General features: G+C 46.6%; 21 protein-coding genes. 1 reads left to right on the plus strand and 20 read right to left on the minus strand.

The window, feature by feature from the left end; translation table 11 throughout:
- Positions 1-25: 25 nt before the first annotated feature.
- From MHI55_RS19490 to MHI55_RS19585, 20 genes are all read right to left on the minus strand, one after another.
- Positions 26-1231, minus strand: a complete 1206-nt coding sequence (locus tag MHI55_RS19490) for an acetate kinase (protein WP_036671987.1) — start codon at positions 1229-1231, stop codon at positions 26-28.
- A complete protein-coding gene (locus MHI55_RS19495) occupies positions 1228-2100 on the minus strand; it encodes a 3-hydroxyacyl-CoA dehydrogenase NAD-binding domain-containing protein (protein WP_017687750.1) in 873 nt (290 codons plus the stop codon). Before MHI55_RS19495 ends, MHI55_RS19490 begins: the two co-directional genes overlap by 4 nt.
- 133 nt (positions 2101-2233) lie before the next feature.
- Positions 2234-3736: an AAA family ATPase gene (locus tag MHI55_RS19500; protein WP_047843540.1), complete on the minus strand. Its 1503-nt coding sequence runs from the start codon at positions 3734-3736 to the stop codon at positions 2234-2236.
- A complete protein-coding gene (locus tag MHI55_RS19505; protein ID WP_017687748.1) occupies positions 3729-4256 on the minus strand; it encodes a hypothetical protein in 528 nt (175 codons plus the stop codon). The genes MHI55_RS19500 and MHI55_RS19505 overlap by 8 nt, the downstream gene beginning before the upstream one ends.
- Positions 4257-4557: 301 nt before the next feature.
- The gene (locus MHI55_RS19510) at positions 4558-5088 is read right to left on the minus strand and encodes a DUF5590 domain-containing protein (protein ID WP_047843541.1); all 531 of its coding nucleotides are present in this window, start codon (positions 5086-5088) and stop codon (positions 4558-4560) included.
- A gap of 37 nt (positions 5089-5125) precedes the next feature.
- Positions 5126-6433 (minus strand): amidohydrolase, encoded by a 1308-nt coding sequence (locus MHI55_RS19515; protein ID WP_339186752.1) that lies wholly within the window; start codon positions 6431-6433, stop codon positions 5126-5128.
- Positions 6420-7073, minus strand: a complete 654-nt coding sequence (locus tag MHI55_RS19520; RefSeq protein ID WP_036671997.1) for a redox-sensing transcriptional repressor Rex — start codon at positions 7071-7073, stop codon at positions 6420-6422. Before MHI55_RS19520 ends, MHI55_RS19515 begins: the two co-directional genes overlap by 14 nt.
- A gap of 219 nt (positions 7074-7292) precedes the next feature.
- Entirely contained in the window at positions 7293-10154 is a 2862-nt protein-coding gene (dinG, locus tag MHI55_RS19525; RefSeq protein WP_339186751.1) for an ATP-dependent DNA helicase DinG, read from the minus strand.
- Between the two features lie 142 nt (positions 10155-10296).
- Complete coding sequence (locus MHI55_RS19530; protein ID WP_306068488.1) at positions 10297-10920, minus strand: tetratricopeptide repeat protein; 624 nt, start codon at positions 10918-10920, stop codon at positions 10297-10299.
- Positions 10921-11037: 117 nt separating this feature from the next.
- Complete coding sequence (gene panD / locus MHI55_RS19535) at positions 11038-11421, minus strand: aspartate 1-decarboxylase (RefSeq protein ID WP_017687742.1); 384 nt, start codon at positions 11419-11421, stop codon at positions 11038-11040.
- Positions 11414-12310: a pantoate--beta-alanine ligase gene (gene panC / locus MHI55_RS19540; RefSeq protein WP_339186748.1), complete on the minus strand. Its 897-nt coding sequence runs from the start codon at positions 12308-12310 to the stop codon at positions 11414-11416. The genes panD and panC overlap by 8 nt, the downstream gene beginning before the upstream one ends.
- Complete coding sequence (gene panB, locus MHI55_RS19545; protein ID WP_036672039.1) at positions 12307-13185, minus strand: 3-methyl-2-oxobutanoate hydroxymethyltransferase; 879 nt, start codon at positions 13183-13185, stop codon at positions 12307-12309. The genes panC and panB overlap by 4 nt, the downstream gene beginning before the upstream one ends.
- Positions 13186-13528: 343 nt before the next feature.
- Positions 13529-14506 carry a biotin--[acetyl-CoA-carboxylase] ligase gene (locus MHI55_RS19550; RefSeq protein WP_340386661.1) on the minus strand — a complete coding sequence of 326 codons (978 nt, stop codon included), beginning with the start codon at positions 14504-14506 and terminating at the stop codon, positions 13529-13531.
- Positions 14493-15791 (minus strand): CCA tRNA nucleotidyltransferase, encoded by a 1299-nt coding sequence (locus tag MHI55_RS19555; protein ID WP_339186745.1) that lies wholly within the window; start codon positions 15789-15791, stop codon positions 14493-14495. The genes MHI55_RS19550 and MHI55_RS19555 overlap by 14 nt, the downstream gene beginning before the upstream one ends.
- Positions 15792-15853: 62 nt before the next feature.
- Positions 15854-17014, minus strand: coding sequence for an N-acetyl-alpha-D-glucosaminyl L-malate synthase BshA (gene bshA / locus MHI55_RS19560; protein WP_036672009.1), 1161 nt, complete (start codon positions 17012-17014; stop codon positions 15854-15856).
- A gap of 99 nt (positions 17015-17113) precedes the next feature.
- Positions 17114-17812, minus strand: coding sequence for a bacillithiol biosynthesis deacetylase BshB1 (gene bshB1, locus MHI55_RS19565; RefSeq protein ID WP_076317443.1), 699 nt, complete (start codon positions 17810-17812; stop codon positions 17114-17116).
- Positions 17809-18249 (minus strand): methylglyoxal synthase, encoded by a 441-nt coding sequence (gene mgsA, locus MHI55_RS19570; RefSeq protein WP_017687735.1) that lies wholly within the window; start codon positions 18247-18249, stop codon positions 17809-17811. Before mgsA ends, bshB1 begins: the two co-directional genes overlap by 4 nt.
- 11 nt (positions 18250-18260) lie before the next feature.
- Positions 18261-19064: a 4-hydroxy-tetrahydrodipicolinate reductase gene (gene dapB / locus MHI55_RS19575; protein ID WP_036607633.1), complete on the minus strand. Its 804-nt coding sequence runs from the start codon at positions 19062-19064 to the stop codon at positions 18261-18263.
- Between the two features lie 80 nt (positions 19065-19144).
- Positions 19145-19669, minus strand: coding sequence for a tetratricopeptide repeat protein (locus MHI55_RS19580; RefSeq protein ID WP_017687733.1), 525 nt, complete (start codon positions 19667-19669; stop codon positions 19145-19147).
- 50 nt (positions 19670-19719) lie between these two features.
- Positions 19720-20049, minus strand: a complete 330-nt coding sequence (locus tag MHI55_RS19585) for a nucleotide pyrophosphohydrolase (protein ID WP_017687732.1) — start codon at positions 20047-20049, stop codon at positions 19720-19722.
- Between the two features lie 171 nt (positions 20050-20220).
- Between MHI55_RS19585 and MHI55_RS19590 the strand changes: the two genes are divergently transcribed.
- Positions 20221-21090: a YitT family protein gene (locus MHI55_RS19590; protein ID WP_036607636.1), complete on the plus strand. Its 870-nt coding sequence runs from the start codon at positions 20221-20223 to the stop codon at positions 21088-21090.
- Positions 21091-21165 lie beyond the last annotated feature (75 nt).

A 21165-nucleotide genomic window follows, 5' to 3' on the forward strand; every position in this document is an offset into this window, starting at 1 on the left:
ATTCTATATTTACTTTACAGTTAGATTACTGAGAATTCAATACGATTCGGTGTGTATCACGTGCAATTACCAATTCTTCGTTAGTTGGCACAACGAGAACTTCCACTTTGGAATTCGCTGTTGTGATCCGACGTGGTTCGCCGGAACGAATGGCATTCAGCGCTTCATCCAGTTCAACACCCAGATAAGTGAGCTGCTCACATACTTTTTGGCGAAGTACAACGGAGTTCTCACCTACACCAGCCGTAAAGACGATCACGTCTACACCGTTCATTGCAGCTGCATATGAGCCGATGTATTTACGCAGACGGTACTCGTACATTTCAAAAGCAAGCGTGGAGTTGGCATCGCCATTCTCCATACCTTCCGTAATCTCACGCATGTCACTGCTGATTCCGGAGATCGCAAGCAGTCCACTGTGTTTGTTCAACATAGAGTTCACTTCGCTTACGCTCAGTTCTTCCTTGTTCATTACATAAGGTACGATGGCTGGGTCAAGGTCACCAGAACGTGTTCCCATCATCAGTCCTTCAAGCGGAGTCATACCCATCGAAGTATCCACGGATACGCCACCTTTAACTGCTGTTACACTACCACCGTTACCGACGTGACAAGTGATAATTTTCAGATCTTCCACTGGACGATCCAGATATTCAGCAGCTGCCTTGCTTACGAAATCATGGGATGTACCATGTGCGCCGTAGCGACGTACTTTATATTTTTTGTAAAGTACACGCGGAATAGCATACAGGTAAGCTTTTTCAGGCATCGTCTGATGGAACGCTGTATCAAAGACCATAACCTGTGGCACACCAGGCATATTTAATTCAGCCGCACGAATACCCATCATTGCTGCAGGGTTATGAAGTGGAGCCAAGTCGAACAAACGACGAATTTCAGCTTTGGCAGCATCATCTACCAATGCAGATTCTTTAAATGCTTCACCACCGTGAACAACACGGTGTCCAACAGCTTGAATTTCACTTACAGAATCCAGTACACCATTTTCTTTGTGAGTCAAAATATCAATGACTTTACGGATCGCTGTTGTATGCTCCAGAATCTCACTAACTTCTGTAACATCCTCACGGCCTGTCGGTTTGTGTGTCAGGATGGAGGAATCCATTCCGATCCGTTCTACCAAACCTTTAGCCAGTACAGATTCGTCAGTCATATTATACAGTTGATATTTGAGCGAGGAACTCCCCGCATTAATTACGAGTACTTTCACAGTCGGTCACCATCCTTGTCGTACTTGAAGAATCCTTCGCCTGTTTTGGCACCCAGGTGTCCTGCACGCACCATTTTCTTCAGGACTGTAGAAGGACGATATTTCAATTCTCCGAATTCACGGAACATTCTTTCGAGTGCAGCTTCAACAGAATCCAATCCGAAACGGTCAGCCATTTCGAGTGGTCCATGTTGGAAGTTGTATCCGATACGCATTGCATCATCGATATCTTCAGCAGATGCAACACCTTCTTGCAATACATGCAACGCTTCGTTAATCAGCAGGCAGATCAGACGGGAAGTTACGAATCCAGGGGATTCATAAATCATGACTCCTTTTTTGTCCGCTACTTCTTCAACAAAACGTCTGGTCTCTTCGAATGTTGTATCCGAAGTTTTCAGTCCACGAATAATCTCTACAAGATCAACCCGGGATACCGGGTGAATAAAGTGCATACCAATAACACGCTCTGGGTATTTGGTCGAGCTTGCAAGCTCGGTCAAACTCAGCGTGGATGTATTACTTGCCAGAATGACATTGCTTGGACAAACTTGGTCCAGTTGGCTGAATACTGCTTTTTTCGCATCCAGATCCTCTGAAATTGTCTCAATGACCATGTCGCAAGTTCCAAGTTCAGCTAAATGAGCTACCTTGGTAATACGGGAAAGAATCAATTTCTTCTCCGCTTTTGTAATCGCCCATTTCTCCAGTTGTTTATCCAGATTGGTTTCGATCATGTCATATGCATGATCCAGCTTTTGTGTTGTATGCTCCACGAGAAGCACATCAAGTCCTTTGGCTGCGAGCATCTGGGAAATACCTTGCCCCATCGTACCGCCGCCGACAACTCCTATTTTTTTGAAAAACATGGTTCTGCTCCATCCTTTCGGTTCTCTATTTCTCTATTGTACCCTGTTCGCCGAAAATTACAAATTTCGACCCAACATATAATAATATCTTAGCACGAGTGAAATGTAAAAAAAAATAACCAGCATAAATAAATTATGCTGGTAGAAGGGCACTGTCACGAAATTGACAACGAAATTGCTCGCCAGACAAAACTTCCTCACGAATCAAGATGTCGAGTGAATTGTCGAAAATTGTCCGTTGTTCTTCAAGTAACCGCTTTGTCTGTTCCATCAGTTCTTGCAGAATTAATTTATTCTCTCGCATCAGTTCCTCGGTTGTGACCATATCCATGTTCACAATACCAAGTGAAGTCAACCCCGAAGCCATCATCGTCTGTACAACATTGGTGGCCTGATCAAAGTCATTGCGTGAACCTGTGGAACGACCACCGTAGTACATTTCCTCCGCAGCTGCTCCTCCGAGTGCAATCATGATCTGCTCTTCCAGAAAGCGCTTCGTATAGAGGAACTGTTCCTGTTGCGGGTTATGACGTACATATCCCAGCGCCTGACCACGCGGACTAAGTGCCACCTGACTAACACTGCCTGGACGAACGAGTTCAGCCATAATGGCATGTCCCAACTCATGAATGGCGACCCTTTTCTTCTCTTCCACGCTCGACTCACGGTCTGTCTTCTCACCCATCATGACTTTATCAATAGCCAGGGATAAATGCCGCTGTTCGATGTTTAACAGCCCGTCTCTCATGGCGTATATTGCTGCTTCGTTCATCACACTTTCGAGCTGTGCACCGGAGAAACCATATGATTCTTCCGCTGTTTTCTCCAGATTAACTTCCTTCAACAGAGGTTTGTTCACCGCATGCAGTTCCAGAATATGCTTTCTGCCCTTTTTGTCAGGCAAGTCCACTTGAATGTGGCGGTCAAAACGTCCCGGTCGCGTCAGGGCGCTATCCAGCATCTCTTTACGGTTCGTTGCAGCGATAACCAGAATTCTTGGCGTATCGGAAGAATAGATTCCATCCATTTCCGTCAGGAGCTGATTGAGGGTCTGATCATATTCACGCTGTTGACCACCCTCACGTTTCCCCCCGATGACATCGATTTCATCGATAAAGATAATAGCGTTTTCCTTATTTTCCTTGGTGGCACGGGTTCTCGCGTCCTTGAACAAATCCCGAATTCTGCTGGCACCCACACCAACATACATTTCCACGAACTCACTACCCGATGCTGCTACAAAAATAGAATCGGTGTAATGGGCAGCAGCCTTGGCCATCAACGTTTTCCCTGTCCCTGGAGGGCCCGTCAGCAAGATCCCTTTTAACGGGCGAATCCCGAACTTCCGGATTTCTTCATGTTTGATCAGAAAGTCAAGCGCTTCACGCAATTCCTGCTTAGCACTGTCTTGTCCGCCAATTTCTTCAAAAGTAAGCTTGGAAGGTCCTTTTTTCTTCCGTTTACGTTCCTGTGCAGCGCCTACTGTAATCCCGCCACGCATTTGCATCATGAACAGCAAAGCTCCGACAAGCACTGCTGCAATCAGGATCGGAACAATATTAACACCAGTAAAAGCAAGGAAAATAATCAATACGGGAAAAAATCCGATGGCAACTTCTTTTGTCCACTTAGGCATTAGGCCACACTCCTATCTGACCGGGCACACGCGGCAGAATAATAAACTTGCTGGCATCTCCGTCTCTGAGACTGACATATACATTGTTGTCATCCATCGCTGTATTTACCTTAATTCCATTCGTCGCCATCTTGGACAACGTTGGTGTAATCTCGGTGTATTGCTTGTTCTCCATCGCCTGAGCTACGGTGAACATCGCATCCCCCCACCAACTTTCCAGTGCTTCACTGGAATGATCCACAACATCCAACTTTAGTGAGCGTGTTCCAATCAGGGTCTGTCCTTCTTTGTGAATATATTGTACCAGTCTGCCCAAATCAACATCAGGTTGCAGATCCAGTTTCAATTGTACGTCATTGCGGTTAATAGTTAATTGAACGTCATTGACTCCATCGTACTGGGTTACCATTTTTTCAATCGGATTCTGCACAGCCACCTGACGATATACAAACCAACCTCCAAACAACACTACGGCTGAAATGACGGCAGTTAAAGCAATAGGCAATACTTTTAGCTTCAAGTGAATTACCCCTCCCAGAATTTGGCCCAACCTACTGGCTTATTGGTATATACGAATATGTGCACATTGACTCCTGCGATAATTTTGACAGGTTTATTTGTTTTGAATGTAACTTTGAGTACATATCTGAGTATATCACATCGTATATACAATTTCGAAGGCGAAAATATGAATAAATTATTAATTTTAACTATTTAAATCAAATATGTTTACAGACAACACAAAGAACCGGTTCAGCCGGATATCCGTCTGCCGGTTCTTTCATTTCTTTAATTCTCTAGTTATCTCACTCTATCTTGTTCTAGCTGTTCGGGAGTGTGTAGACCAGGTCCACCTGTTCTCCGTTGCTAAAACGATAAAAGCGATAGTGGTTATGCGTACCGTCTTTATAATACACTTGCCACACATATATTCCATTCACAACTCCGGGCATGATTCGTTTAATCTCACCGGCAGGAACTTCAGAACTGAAGCGATTGCGTATCTGCGCTTCGGACATGCCATTCTGCAGCAGCTCACTGTGTACAGCGTTTGCACCCTTAACCGGTTGATTGTTTGCGTCGAACTTAACCCAGACCATAACATCCTGGTTATCCTTGTTTTTGCCGATCAGGGTCCAGTAGATGTTGTCAGAGCCTTCTTTGTCTCCCCAGATGTACTTACGCAATTCATCATAGGATGTAATGCCCAGTTGCTCCTGTGCCGCTTGTATGGCGAGCGCTTCTTCCTTGCGTTGGTCCTGCGTGACATGAACGTAATAACGCTGAAGTCCAAACAGAATCAGAACCAGTGCAAGCAGCGAAATCCATATCCACTTCTTTTTTTTCTTCAAAAGCCGAACTTCCTTTCCCTATGATGCTGTCCTGCAATTAACGAGCAAGCAGACCATCAAATGCCAATTGAGACTCACGCAAAATGCGTTCTTCATCCAGCGTCAGACATTCGCCATGTTTCACTACTTGTTTTCCATCCACCCATACGTGTTCAACATCTTTGGCAGAAGCCGAGTAGATCGTATGTGAGATCAGGTCTGTATGTGGATAGAAATGTGCCTGTTCAATGTTAAGGGCGATAAAATCAGCCTTCATGCCAACCTGAAGTGCTCCGGTATTATTCAAGAAGATGGATTTGGCACCGTATGACGTTCCGAGTAATAACGCTTCGCCTGCTGGCACTGCCGTCGGGTCACCAGATACACCTTTGTGAATCAATGCAGCCAGTCTCATTTCCTCGAACATATCCAGGTTGTTGTTACTTGCTGGACCGTCTGTTCCGAGTGACACGGTAACTCCTGCTTTCAGCAACGCAGGTATCCGCGCAACACCGGAAGCGAGTTTCAGGTTACTTCCCGGGTTATGGGATACAGCCACATCATGACGGGCCAGAATCTCAATCTCTTCGTCATTCAGATGCACCGCATGTGCAACCAGGGATGGACGAGAGAAAAAGCCCAGTTTCTCCAGATGTGCCACAGGACGCAGTCCATAATCAGCCACGTTCTGCTCGACTTCACGAAGCGTTTCCGACATATGTGTATGAAGGGGAAGGTTTAGGTCGTTCGCGACCTGCACAAGCTTCTCTATGTAGTCAGGAGGGCATGTATATGGTGCATGTGGCGAGATTACGGTTGTAATGCGACCATCTGCCTGTCCATTCCACTCACGTGCAAACGCAGCCGACTCCTCCAGCTTCCGCAGTTGCTCTTCTTCCGAGCACAGTCCAATTACACCACGTGCCAGTGCTGCTCTAACGCCGGATTGCTCCACAACTTTGGCAACTTGATCCATGTGATCGTACATGTCCAGGAACGCTGTAGTTCCCCCTTTCAACATTTCAAGCACCGATAGCGAAGTTCCCCAATATACATCTTCTGAAGTCATTTTCGCTTCCATCGGCCACATTTTTTCCTGCAACCATACTTGCAATGCAAGATCGTCTCCGTGCCCTCTGAGCAACGACATCGCTGCATGACCATGCGTATTGATCAGACCCGGCAGGAAGAACAGTCCTTTTCCATCCACTTTGGTACAATTTTTGTCTTCATCCGGCAATGCCTCACCAATATGCACAATCTTGTCATTCTCAACAACCATGTATCCGTGGACCACGTTCCATGTTGTGCCGCCTTCATTAACGGCAAATTTGCCGTTGTGAATTACCCATCTATTTGTTGTCATCTTCCTCGTCGTCCTTTCCAGTCTCCAAGTAATAGGCCAAACTAAGCAGATCCGTTGTAAAGTCAGCATGGTGAATGCGGATATGCGGCGGTGTTTTTAGAATGGTTGGTGCAAAATTAAGGATCGCTTCAATTCCTGATTCAATAAGCTGATCGGCTACATTTTGGGCTTCCGTATCCGGAACCGTGATAATTCCGATGCGAATATTTTCCGTTTTAACCGCTTCCGTCAATTCATCCATTGGTTTTACCGTCAAACTGTTGATTTGACTACCTATCTTCGGTCCATATGCATCAAATACAGCAACAATCTTCATGTTGTCTTTCAGATATGCGTTGTAGTTGGACAAGGCTTGACCGAGGTTACCCGCGCCTACCAGAGCCACATTAATTTGCTGATCGATTTTGAGAATGTGACGAATTTTTTCGATCAGATAGGATACATCATACCCGATCCCTTTACGACCAAAATCACCGAAGTAAGCCAGGTCTTTACGAATTTGGGCCGGATTCAGATCCAGCCTCTGTCCAAGCTCTTGAGAAGAAACAGTAGCCACCTCACGCTGATGCAACTCGTTCAAATAACGCAAGTATACAGGCAGACGTCGTACCACCGCTTCCGAAATTTTATCCGATTTCATTCTTGCTCCCCCTTACCAAGGCCACGATAAAATAATAGATGAAAAGATGAGCATTCTGTATAAAACTCAAAGATAAACGTGACATTTTATACAGAATGCTCCTTGTAATTTGGGTTATAAGTTCTTACGTGCAACTGCTTTAATCGGATACGGAAATATCTAATAAAGTTTAACGCCAAACGATAGTGTCATGCAATGATATAACGAACAAAACAACCATTATTTTTGTTCATTAGCAGGTTTTTCCAACCACTCGGTGATTCGTGGAACCATTTGCTCCGTGAGCATATGCTCCATTTTGGGACCAGGTAATGAATACAAAAAGAATTTACCATAATACGCTTCAATCACCCGTGTATCATAAACAATGACAATTCCTCTGTCCTTTGCTGTACGCACCAATCGGCCAAATCCCTGTTTGAAACGAATGACCGCTTGTGGCACGGACAGTTTCATGAACGGATTTTTCTTCTGTTCCTGAAGCAACTCACTCTTGGCTTCCACCAACGGATGATTCGGTGGCTGGAAAGGCAGTCGAACAATAGCGAGACAGGTTAGGGCCTCTCCCGGGATATCTACACCCTCCCAGAAGCTGCTTGTGCCCAGAAGTACCGTTGCTTTGGCATCTTGGAACCTGCGAGTCAATTTGGAACGACTTCCACTGTCAACGCCTTGCCCAAGCAACGAGATGTCGTTGCCAGACAGTGCCTCCTTCAGCGGATCATAGACCTGTCGCAACATCTTGTATGAAGTAAACAGAACCATCATGCGTCCACGCGTAGCAATTGCCGTCTCTGCAAGTGATTGCACCAGCATATTAACAAAGTGCGCATCACCCACACTTCCCTTCACACTCGGGAAATCACGCGGAATCACCAGAAGTGCCTGATCGCGATAGTTGAAAGGTGATGGCAACATCGACGTTAACAGCTGATTGTTCTCGGCAGCTTCCTGCAAGCCAAGCTGTTCAATCATGAACTGGAATGACTTATCTACCGAAAGCGTAGCCGATGTAAGCACAACACTTTTCTTTTTATCAAAAAATAAATCCTTAAGTTGTGCACTCACATCTACAGGTACGGCATACAGCTGGAGAGATTTGCTGCGGAATTGGCCGCTGGCTTCCATCCAGTACACCGTTTTGGCGTCATCCATACGCATGAAGAAACGTAGATTCTCCTTCAATGTGGTCAGATCTTTCAGCAGTCCTGTAATGTCCGTGATCAGACTATCCGATTGATAATCATCCTGATCCTCTTTCACTTCAAGCAGCAATTTGTCCCCTTTGCGAACCAAATCACCCAGAGTCACATAGATCTGGTTCTCCAGATCCTGCAACTCCTGCCATTTTGCAGGTTTCTGAGATGCTTTCAGACGCAGTGAAAATTGCCCCGTCTCTCCCGGTGAAGCATCACTTCGTTCAGGCAACAGACCAAACAAGGCATCGCTCATACGATCCCACAGCTCCTTAACTTCAAGAGCGAGCGGGAACATCTGATCCACCATGGAGCCCCATTGCACCGAATTTTCATGCCCGGATAACTGCGAACGAAGCATAGGCAGCTGTCCATTACGACTGTCTTTAAATAGGCGGGTCAGTGTATGAACCAAGGTGAAATATTTCATATGCATTCCAAGATGTTTACCAGCGACATCCTCCAGATGATGTGCCTCATCGATCACAAGACTCTCATAGGCTGGCAGCAGCTGATGCGCGGCTTTCACATCCGTAAATAATTTGGAGTGATTGGTGATTACGATATCAGACAACCCTGCTTCATGTTTGGCACGATGGTAGAAGCATTTACGGAACCATGGACAGGATCTTCCCAGACATGATTCGGATTCGCTCTGTACGGTCTCCCAGAAGTCCCCTCCGCGTCCGCTAAGGTTAAGTTCCTCATCATCTCCGGTTTCGGTCTGCGTAAGCCAGACGATCATCTGAGCAGCTGTGAAATAATCCTCTTTCGGTGTGGCGAATTCACGTTTATTGATTTTGTGTTCAAATTTGCGCAGGCACAGGTAATGTCCACGTCCTTTGAATACAGCAGCCTTAAACGGGAACGGAACCACTTGAGTCAGCATCGGAATGTCCCGCTCTCTCAATTGCTCCTGCAGATTGATCGTATGCGTGCTAACCATAACTTTCTGTTCTTGCTTCACACTTTCGTAAATAGCAGGCAACAGATACCCTAGAGATTTACCGGTACCCGTTCCAGCTTCGATCAAGAGATGTTTCTCTTCATCCAGGGCTTGCCTTACACTGCTGAACATCTGAGTCTGCGCTTCACGCTCTTCGTAATGATCCAGTGTATCCTTCAGATTCTCCCGAACCTGGTCCATAAACTGTTCGAAGCTTACACCATCGAGGGGGTTAGCCTCCCGCTCATCGCGTGGTGCACCAATATCGGTCCAATCACTTACATTAAGAGCAAGCTGACGATAATAGGTATGTCCGTCCAGATCCTGAATCGGCTCTGCTTCCTTCTCACTGCGCATCCCGTCCAAGAACCAGCCCAAGTCACTGTCTTCTGGTGCAAACAGGTCACTGAGGCGCTGAATCGTTATGAGCGGTAATTCCTTTAACTCATCCAGACATTTGAGTAGCACATAGGCTGTCGCCAGTGCATCACTGTCTGCCTGGTGAGGGCGATCATGTTGAAATCCAAATTCGGAAGACACATAACCGAGTTGATAAGAACCCAGTGATGGGAATGTGATCTTCAGAAAATCAATCGTGTCCAAAATGCGGCCAGTGAACGGCAAATAACCGCAACGGTCAAGAGCATTCTGCAAAAAGTGAAAATCAAAAGCGACGTTGTGTCCAACAAGCACCACATCATTAAGCAGCGGAACCATCTCCATCATCATCTCTTCGAGTGAAGGAGCGTCCGCCACATCTGCATCGGTAATACCCGTCAACCCCGAAATAAACGGGGGAATCGGTACACCAGGGTTCACATAAGAACTATATATTTGAGTTATGCTGTAGTCATGATCTATGATGGCAAGTCCGGCCTGTATAATCTCACCGTCGGACTGCGTGCCGGTTGTTTCGAAATCCAATACGGCAAATTTCATTGCAATGTACGGTCCCTTCCATTCCAGTCTATGTTACAGCATAGCAAAAAAAAGGGGATTTGAAAATTAACTGACAAAAAAGCGGTGTCCCCGCCGCTATGCCAAAGGAGGGAACACCGTTTTTTTGTCGCCGAATTCCCGCTTAATGAAGGGTCGTCAGCTGATTAGCATATTGCAATTTTCCCCTGTTCAACCTGCAAGCTTCCATGTTGTACAGTGGTTCGGTCAATGTCGGGTCATACTGAAGGGCCTGTGCAAAGAGTGAACATGCAGCTTCGGGATTCGCAAGCTTGACTTGAATACAGCCCAGGGCGTTACACACAAGCCCTTTCAAGCGAGGTGAACCTTTAAGGTACATGATCTGCTGTAAATGTGTTCCGGCTTCCGCCATTTGTTCCAGATTCAGATACGCCAGCGCCAGGTAAAAACGAGTTAATGCACTCTCCGGATGGTCGGTCACAACCCGGGAGAATTGCATGATCGCCTGCGGATACATCTGTAATTTGAAATAACCCTGACCTCGACTGAAACATTCCAGATGGAGTTCAGGCAGAGCGGTAACAGCTTCCTGTTCCGGTTCAAGGGAAGCAGGCTTATCCATCTCTCGCTCCCTCACCTGGCTCATCTTTTCTTCAAACATCAGCCATTCATCCAGCATTCCGTCACTCATCCGCTTAAGCAAGTTCCACTTTTGCAGCAATTCTTGTTTGTTCAGGCCTTCAGCGGAAGGATAGCTCTTGATAATTTCATCTAACATGTCGTTCATTTCTGCGAAAACATGCTGGAACATCGATGCATCCCCACCCTTGAAAAAATGGATTAGTGCAGTGACCTGTACTCATTTTTTGCTTCAAGGGCCGATTTCATTCTCCTTACCAGTCGATTACATAATTGTTGCGTGGACTTCCTGTTTCATCGTTTGTACAGGTTTATTCTGCCCATCTACAAATACAACGGTTGGTTTGTGAGTATTTGCCTCTTCTTGCGACATCATGGCGTAAGAAATGATAATGACGTTATCTCCAGGCTGTACCAGACGTGCAGCTGCGCCGTTAAGACATATGACCCCGCTTCCGCGTGGTCCTGGAATCACATATGTTTCCAGACGTGCACCATTGTTGTTGTTCACAATTTGCACTTTCTCGTTTTCCATCAAGTCGGATGTTTCCATCAAGTCTTCATCTATGGTAATACTACCCACATAGTTCAAGTTGGCTTCCGTTACCGTAGCCCGGTGAATTTTGGATTTCATCAGTGTTCTAAACATGGGACAGTACCTCCGATTTTTGCAACCTTATATTGTCAATCAATCTTGTTTTTCCGAATTTCACCGCAAGTGCAATGAGCAGATCGTCACGGCCTTGAACTTCTTCCTGATCTGTGAGCGGCTCCAGACTTGGAAAAGCCTGAATCTCGGCGTAGTCGATAACGGCAAGCGGTGAGGTTGCAATGTGCTCGCGCAGAATACGACGGATATCTGCGGCTGTAGTAGCTACACCTATATCTGCGGCTTCCTGAGCTGCACGTAGTGCCTTCGATAGAACCAAGGCCTGTGTACGCTGTTCTGGGCTAAGGTAGACGTTACGTGAACTGAGGGCAAGGCCATCCTCTTCGCGAACAATCGGACAGGGTACAATTTCTACAGGCATATTCAAATCATTCACCATCTGTTGAATGACCGCAACCTGCTGAGCGTCTTTCATTCCAAAAAATACACGCTGTGGCTGTACGATGTTGAAGAGCTTGGAGACTACAGTTGTTACCCCGTCAAAATGTCCTGGACGTGAAGCGCCACATAAGCGCTCCGTCAGTTTTGAGACAGATACGGTCGTTTGCGTTGCCTGTGGATACATCTCTTCAACAGAGGGAATAAATACGATATCCACTCCTTGTGAGCGTGCTGTTTCCACATCTCTGGCTTCATCCCGCGGATAGCTGTCAAAATCTTCATTAGGGCCAAATTGAATTGGATTAACAAATATGCTTAATACCACGATATCGCTCTGTTGTCTGGCTGCCTGCATCAAGCTTGCATGACCTTGATGAAGATAACCCATTGTTGGTACCAGACCTACAACAGACGCACTGGACCGAATCGCTTGACGCTTCAAGCTTAGTTCCTGTCTTAACTCTGCGATTGTCCGTAATACTTTCATGAGTTACTCCCCACCTTTTCCTTGCGTTGTCCGCCGTACAGTTGATCCAGAACACCATCCGCCGCATTGAATACATGCTCTTCGGCCGGGAACGAACGATCTTTCACTTCTTTCACGTAAGCTTCGATGCTGGTTCTGATTAATGTACCCACATCTCCATAGGTTTTGACAAATCGTTTGGGCGTATACGGAGAGGCGTATTGAACCACATCGTGGAATACCAGTACCTGACCATCACAGCCTCGTCCTGCTCCAATTCCGATGGTAGGGATGGACAGTTCCTCCGAGATCGCCCGTGCAACTTCTTCCGTAACCAGTTCAAGCACAATGCCAAACGCACCTGCAGCTTCCAAGGCTTTGGCTTCGTCCATCAGACGTTTCGCATCCGCTGCATCCTTGCCCTGAATGCGGTAACCACCAATCTGATTAACCGATTGAGGTGTCAGTCCGATATGTCCAAGAACAGGCACGCCTGCTTGCACAACTGCTCTGACGGTGTCCGCTATCTCGACTCCGCCTTCCATTTTAACCGCATGGGCATGCCCCTCTTGCATCAGTCGACGGACACCCTTAAGCGTCTCATCCACGCTGCCATGATAGGTCATAAAAGGCATATCAGCCACAATAAATGTCTTCTCAGCACCGCGCACTACGGAACGTGTGTGGTATACCATGTCGTCGATGGTCACCGGAAGCGTCGAATTATAACCCAGTACTACATTGCCGAGTGAATCACCAACCAGGATCAGATCAATACCTGCTTCCTCTGCTAGGAGCGCTGTTGGATAATCGTAAGCCGTGATCATCGTAAGCGGCACGCCATCCTGCTTATATTTTTTCATTTTCACAATATTCAACGCTTGTTTGTTCGCCATTTTTTTCATGGCTCCTTTCTTCTTTTCAAATAAACGCAACAAAAAAACCTTTTAGTTTTCCACTAAAAAGTCCCGAAAAGTCAAAAAAGAGTCACTTGCGATCGTCCCTTCTGTCTCGGTCCTCTTCGGCTCAGAGCAGAATCCAACAACTCACTTAAACGTATTTCATTCTTGCACTGCGGTCTGCTTATATAAAACACATCAAAGCAGAACAAAGGTAACTGTTACGGGAGTGCAATTCGGTCTGCATTAGCCGATATCGCCTCACGAACACAGTATACCAAAGTTCTGCTCAAACTTCACGTCTTATGTTCATTTTACCAGTGAAAATTCGACAAATTGTTTATGATTTCCAGGAAATCTCACCAGAGATGATTAGCGTATGTTCTCCATCATGCTTCTCCACGATAAGTGCACCAGAAGGGTCAAGACCAATTGCCTTCCCTTCAATGATACCATGAGGATTCGTCACTGTAATCTCTCGATTCATCGATACGGACAGGGCCTCCCATAGAGCTGAAATCACGCCAAATCCTTCTTTTTGATACAAAAAATACAACTGTTCAAGCTCCGTCAAAATGGCAGCCGTTAGTTTGGTGCGATCAACGGATTGACCCGTCTCCATCTTGAGCGAAGTAGCGATTGTGGTCAGATCTTCCGGATAATCCTCGGGATCAAAGTTCACGTCAACGCCTATACCTGCGATACAGTATCTGACTTCATGATCTTCCACCGTGGATTCAAGTAATATGCCACATACCTTGCGTCCGTCAATCAACACATCATTTGGCCATTTGATGCCCGCATCAGCTCCTGAACAAGCTCGAACGGCACGACATACAGCCACTCCTGTTAATAAAGTTAGCTGCGGCGTATGCTGAAGTGGTAGATCAGGGCGCAACAGGACACTCATCCAGATTCCTTTACCCGGAGGAGAGAACCACTGTCGACCGAAACGTCCTCTTCCTCCTGTTTGTTCTTCCGCAATGACCACAGCGCCTTCTGCCTGCCCTTGCTCAGCTAGCTTGAGAACATCCCCTTGCGTAGACAGGGTCGAAGCCAACAAAACAGCCTTACGGCCAAATACGGTTGTATCCAGGGCCAATTGGAGGCTAGTAGCGTCAATGCTATCCGGCTTCGTTAACAGACGGTATCCTTTGCGGGATACCGCTTCAAACTCATAACCCATGTCTCGCAACTTGTTCACATGTTTCCACACAGCGGTCCGACTGATGGACAGATTACGGCTGATCTCTTCACCCGATACGAATCGTCCTTCTGCATTTAATAACATATGTAACAGATCTTCATGTTTGGTCATCTTGAACCACCCGCTTCACTTCTGCACTTAGTGCTTCATGCTGATTCGCTATCGTTCCAATCGCCGTTTCTCGTAACAACTGTTTCATTAGTTGCCCCAGCCAAGGCCCGCCTTTGCGCTGCACCATTTGTAACACTTGTTCCCCTGTAATATCCAACTCTTTCAAGTCATGCACAGGGATCGATTGACTCCATTCGCCTGCAAGCTCTTGGACCAAAACAACCTGTATTTCTGCCTGTTCGGACTGATTCCGCCATCCTGCTGGCAGTGTAGACTGTATTCGAAGCCAATCATCCGCCGCCTGAACGCCACAAGCCAGAACAGTAACGATCCAATCGGAACGGAGACTGACCGTATCCTTCGGCTCCTGAATGGAAGTATGAATCAACTGTTCCACCTGGAGGACCCCTGTTATACGAGAACGATGTTCATTGGAGAATGTCCACTGACGTAATAATACATCTGCTTCATCCTTGCTATAACCGCCAGCAATCAGGATGAGTGACCAACGAAGCAACACATGCTGACCTGACAATTGTTCCAAATTGGATAACAACATCTTGTTAAATCGGGTCGAGCTTACCGGCGCTTTGATATGCGCAAGGGAATCACTTCTGTATAACAGCTCCAACCCTCTTAAAGGATGCGGTCCAGACATCATTTTTACCATCTCGGTACGTACCCGTTCCATTGCTATATGTTGAAGCAGGTCTTTCTGCCTTACAAGACCTTTCCACGTGTTATGGGCAATTTTGAAATCAAATACGGAAGCAAACCGGACACAGCGGAGCATCCGCAGTGCATCTTCACCAAATCGTTCCATCGCAGAACCCACACATCTGACTCGCTCTTCCTTGATATCTGCCTGTCCACCGAACGGGTCAACGATTGTCCCAGTGACGTCCATAGCCAGAGCGTTCATCGTGAAGTCGCGCCGCTGTAAGTCTTCCTTGATATCCTGAACAAATTGAACCGCAGCAGGTCTGCGATTATCCTGATATTCGGATTCTGTTCGAAATGTGGTCACTTCAAAGTAATAACCGCCTGAACGAACGGTAACCGTACCGTGTTGTAAACCTGTAGGAATACAATTGTCAAACAGTTCCATGACTTGCTCAGGAGAAGCAGATGTCGTGATATCCATATCGTCCACAACACGTTCCAGCAATTCGTCACGAACGCAACCACCTACCCAATATGCCTTGTAACCATGTTTGTTTAATGTTGTGAGTACATTCTCACTTTGCATTGCCATTTCACGATCTACCTGTGTCCATTGAACCACCACATATCACCTCTTCTCTTGCCTGTTGTGGTATGCACAGTATGATTTCGTCAAAGAAATGATTAACCGCAAACCGGCTTCAGATTCGGAACTTCCCTTCCCAACACCCGGTAATATATCTGTTCATATTCATGCCGAATAGCATCATTGCAAAAGTCGTGATGCGCGCGCTGAAGACATGCTTCCCTGAACTCAGCAGCCAAACGATCGTCCGTCAACAAACGAATGGTGTTCTCGGCCATGGATTGTGTATCCCCAATCGCGGATAAATAACCCGTCTTACCATGTAAGACCAGTTCCGGAATTCCTCCGGCCTGTGAACCGATCGTGGGTACGCCACAAGCCATTGCTTCGAGCGCCACAAGTCCGAAACTTTCCTTCTCCGATGGAAGCATCAACACGTCCGCCATGGAGATGACCTGAGCAATGTCATCCTGTTTGCCAAGGAAATGAACTTTATCATTCAAGCCGAGATCATTAATCTTCCATTGCATCTTCGGCAAATCAGGTCCTTCACCAACAAATAACAGTTTGGCAGGAACCTGCTCCTGTACCTGACGGAAGACCTCTACCACATCCTGAGTTCTTTTCACCGGTCGGAAATTGGAGATGTGCATTAATATTTTTTCGTCAGGCGTAGCAAAGTCTCTTCGCAGACTGGCAGCATCCCGCGGATAATATATTCGTTTGTCAATAAAATTATAGGTTAGATCGATTGGACGCTGAATATCCAGCAATTCGACCGTTTCTCGAATCAAATCTTGTGATACGGCAGTAACCGCGTCACTTTCATTAATGGCTAGACGGATCAGATCCTTCAGAGATTCATCCTGAGCCAGAACCGTAATATCCGTTCCATGTAACGTGGTAACCACTTTAAGGCCGTCCCCTACCATTTGTTTCGCCAGAAAGGCACATACTGCGTGTGGCACGGCATAATGAACATGCAGCAGATCCAGCTGCTGTGACTTAGCCACCTGAGCCATCTTTGTTGCCAGTGACAGGTCATACGGAGGGTAACGGAAAACATAATAATCATTTACTTCAACTTCGTGATAAAAAATATTTTTCTGGAACGTACCCAGTCTGAACGGGATACTGTTGGCAATAAAATGAACCTGATGCCCCTGTTCGGCAAGTAATTTGCCCAGTTCCGTTGCGACAACGCCAGACCCGCCGAGGGACGGATAACAGGTGATGCCGATTTTTAGCTTTTTATCCATCCTGTGGACGCTCCTTTGATCTCCCGCTTCATGCAGGTTGATATAATGCAATGGAATAATGAAACCCTTCGTTTCATTAAACGTAAAATGTGAAATCGCTTATTGGGCACCCGGGCCAAATTGATGAACCACGTAAGGTGTAATTGTAGCAAAACCTTCTGCAAACGGGATGAGACTGCGTTGTCCGAGCAAGGAATCGCGGGCTCTTACACGTTCAATATACCCTTGATTCAATGGCGTCGAGACCGCTCCGTCTCTCAGTTCGAATTGGGAACGATAAGAGAGCAGTGATGCTTCTTTTTGCTCATAGTGTTCCGTAATATCGACAATCAAATCCGTAGGCCCGATGTCATTAATAAAGTAAAAATAAAGTTCCTTCACCTGCAAGGCAGGCATGTCCGGCATATAGTTGCGAAGCTTAGCGTTAAATACAGCCTCCTGCACAAGCTTACTGCAATTGACATGATCCGGATGACGATCTTCCCAATACGGAGCAAACACCATCCGAGGGGCATGACGCCGTATCTCAGCCGTCACCGCCTGTACATGTTCAGGCGTAAGATATAAGCCACGATCAGGAAGCCCCAGATTCGTTCGACACGAAAGACCGAGGACGCGGGAGGCTTGCTCCGCTTCCTCGGTTCTGCGCTCTACTGTTCCGTTGGAAGACATCTCAGCACGAGTCAGATCACACACGCCTACTTTCAAGCCGGCAGCGGTATGTTTGGCAATCGTTCCACCCATACCAATCTCCGCATCGTCTGCATGTGCTCCAAAGATGAGAATATCCAGACTCATTCGGAATCACCCGAATTCAATCCAGCCTCCGGCTTGTATTTATGTACCAGCTCTCTCCAGGCAAAATCGCCACGATCCAGAGCCTTGACCAGAATCTCAGCGGTTGCGATATTGGTGGCAAGTGGAATTCCTTGCACATCACAAAGACGTAGCAACGCATTAATATCCGGCTCGTGAGGTTGTGCCATCAGTGGATCGCGAAGGAAAATAATCAGATCCATCTCATTTTGCGCAACCAAAGCTCCAATCTGTTGATCTCCTCCCAATGGGCCTGATTCGAATCGATGAATCTTCAGAGACGTTCCTTCCATAATACGAAGGCCTGTTGTTCCTGTAGAATATAATTGATGGTCCGTAAAAACAGGCTCATATGCCGTCACGAAGTTAACCATCTCTTCTTTTTTACGATCATGGGCGATAAATGCTATTTTCAACATGACAATCTCCTTTAGTCGATAAAGTGGTCAAATCCGTAGATCATTCCTGTATACTCCATAACCTTTTGCACACCAATCTTAACACCAGGCATATAACCTGCGCGCTCGTAGGAGTCATGCCGAATTTTGAGTGACTGTCCATAGTCTCCGAAAACAACTTCCTGCTGCGCGAATACACCAGGCAATCGTACACTGTGAATTCGGAAGCCATTGTAATACCCGCCGCGTGATCCTTCAATCGTTTCTTCTTCATTCGGATTACCTTGACGAAGTTCTTCCCGATTGGCAGCAATCAGTTCCGCTGTTTTGATCGCAGTTCCTGAAGGAGCATCCAGCTTCTGATCTCCGTGATATTCGATGATCTCCACATTTGGCATATGTTTGGCAGCCTGTGCTGCGAATCGCATCATCAAAATGGCACCAATCGAGAAGTTAGGGGCAATAAGCCCTCCAATTCCTTTGTCCTGGCACTGCTTGTCCAACTGTTCGATCTGCTCCGGCGTGAAGCCAGTAACACCCATGACAGGTCTGACTCCATGACGGATCGCGATCTCAGTATGTGCAAACGCAAATTGTGGTACTGTAAAATCAACCATAACCTGAGGTTTTGTTTCGGCAAAAGCCATTTCGATATCATCAGTCACCAGCACCCCACACTCTGGCAAACCAACAAGGGTTCCTGCATCCGTGCCTGCCCCGGAGCGGTTGACAGCCGCTGCAAGCTCCAATTCCGGGTCCTGAAGTACCAATTTCACAACTTCACGGCCCATACGGCCAGCCGCTCCGATCACGGCAACTCTGATTACTTCACTCATATTGACTGCATCTCCTCACTATGTTGGATCATATCGTAGAATCCATTTCAACTCGAAAGAAATCTTTGCAAAATGAATTCTTATTGAATGGATTTCATACGTTGCTTGATTTCCTGTAACATCTGATGCAGTTGCCCATTCTGCGGATCCAGCAAAATTGCCTCACGCAGCGCCTGAATTGCATAGTCAAATTCATTCAAATCACTGTAAGCCAGCGCAAGCATAACATGAGCTTCCACTGAGAGCGGATCAAGTTTGACCGCTTCTTGCAGAAGCGTAGACGCTTCCACATAGCGCTCCTGTGTTGCAATACCCGCCTGCTCCAACAGCAACTTCGCTCTAGAGGTCAATTGTTTTGCTTCCAACGTCTGCAGATGCAAAATATACTCTTCTGTTCCTGGCGACAATTCAACCGACTTGCGCGCATATTCAAGCGCTGGAACCAGATGTTTGCTGCGGGCGTGTGTAATGGAACAGCGATAATATAACTCCGCATGTTTTGGATGAGCGTGAATGGCTGACTCGAACCAACGAATCGCCTGCTCAAAATCATTTTGCAATATACAGCGGTAAGCCTGCTGCATATATTCTTCCGGTTTCATCATTAAGCTGACCCTCCCCGATCGGGTGATGGTACAGCATATGTAATCTACGCCTAATCGGTGTTTTTGGGAGTCCACCGATTGGCATCGCGGGTGTTAAATTTATGCATGACTTTATCGTGCGCCTCAGCCAGATCAATTCCCAGTGAGTTCGCAAAACAAATCGTGATAAATAAAATATCTCCAAGCTCAAGTTCAATGGAATTGGCTGCTTCGGAAGATTTCTTCGGCTTCTCGCCGAATTCATGATTCACTTCCCTGGCGAGCTCCCCAACCTCTTCAGACATCCGGGCCAACATGGCCAGAGGACTGAAGTACCCCTCCTTGAACTGGGAGATATACTGATCAACCTCACGCTGCATTTCTGCGATGCTTTTCTCCATGAGAACGGATTCTCCTTTGAAATGATGTCGTATTTGTTCCTAATAATATCAGTTATTTAGATTCACTTCCACCATCATCAGCGACAAATCATTTTTAAAGAATCAATAAACAGGTATACTAGATGGGAATGATTGCTTCTTCATTCTAATTTATCTACAGCGAGGGATCTTATGAGCACTGCCAAAACCTGGATACAAGTTAAACTGGTTCTTCCCATCGTACTGGGTACAGCCTTATATGCCTTTGGGCTCCTCTATTTCATTATCCCCAACCAGCTTATGGAAGGTGGCCTCACCGGGGTTACGGTGCTGATCAATTACGCTTTTGGCATCTCACCTTCACTTACAACCTTGATTCTGAATGTTCCCCTCTTTCTGATTGGGCTCAAAATTTTGGGCGGCAGACAGATGATCTATACGGGTATCGGGATCGGGGCACTGACCGTTTTTCTATGGTTGTTTGAGAAGTTGATTCATCTGGGCTGGATTGAACCATTACATACCGAGAATGACCTCCTGCTCGCAGCCCTATATGCAGGTGTCACCCTTGGAGCCGGCCTTGGCATTGTATTCCGTTGGGGCGGAACGACGGGCGGTTCAGACATCATTGCCCGTATTCTGAACCGCAAGTATGGATGGAGCATGGGCCGAGTATTACTGGGCATCGACTTTGTCATTATCGGGCTCTCTCTCATCTACATCCCCAAAGAAAAAATTCTGTACACGCTTGTAGCTGTATTCATCGCCTCCAAAGTCATCGACTTTATTCAGGAAGGTGCATATTCTGCCCGGGCATTTATGATCATTAGTGACCATGCACCCGAGATTGCGGACCAGATCACACGGGATATGGATCGTGGTGTCACCCTCATTCCAGCCATTGGCGCGTACTCTAAACAGGCCAAACACATGGCCTACTGCGTGATCTCCAGGCAAGAGTTCAGGCGACTGCAGACCATTGTACGTTCCATTGACCCGAGAGCTTTTGTCATCATCAGCGATGTTCACGATGTACATGGCGAAGGTTTCAAAGAAAGCTGATATATCACAGAAACTACAAGAAAACCTCTTTTTACATGAAGAGCCGTTAGCGTGGCTATTCATGCGGAAAGAGGT

Source organism: Paenibacillus sp. FSL E2-0151, assembly GCF_037993015.1.
GTDB classification, from domain to species: Bacteria; Bacillota; Bacilli; order Paenibacillales; family Paenibacillaceae; genus Paenibacillus; species Paenibacillus amylolyticus.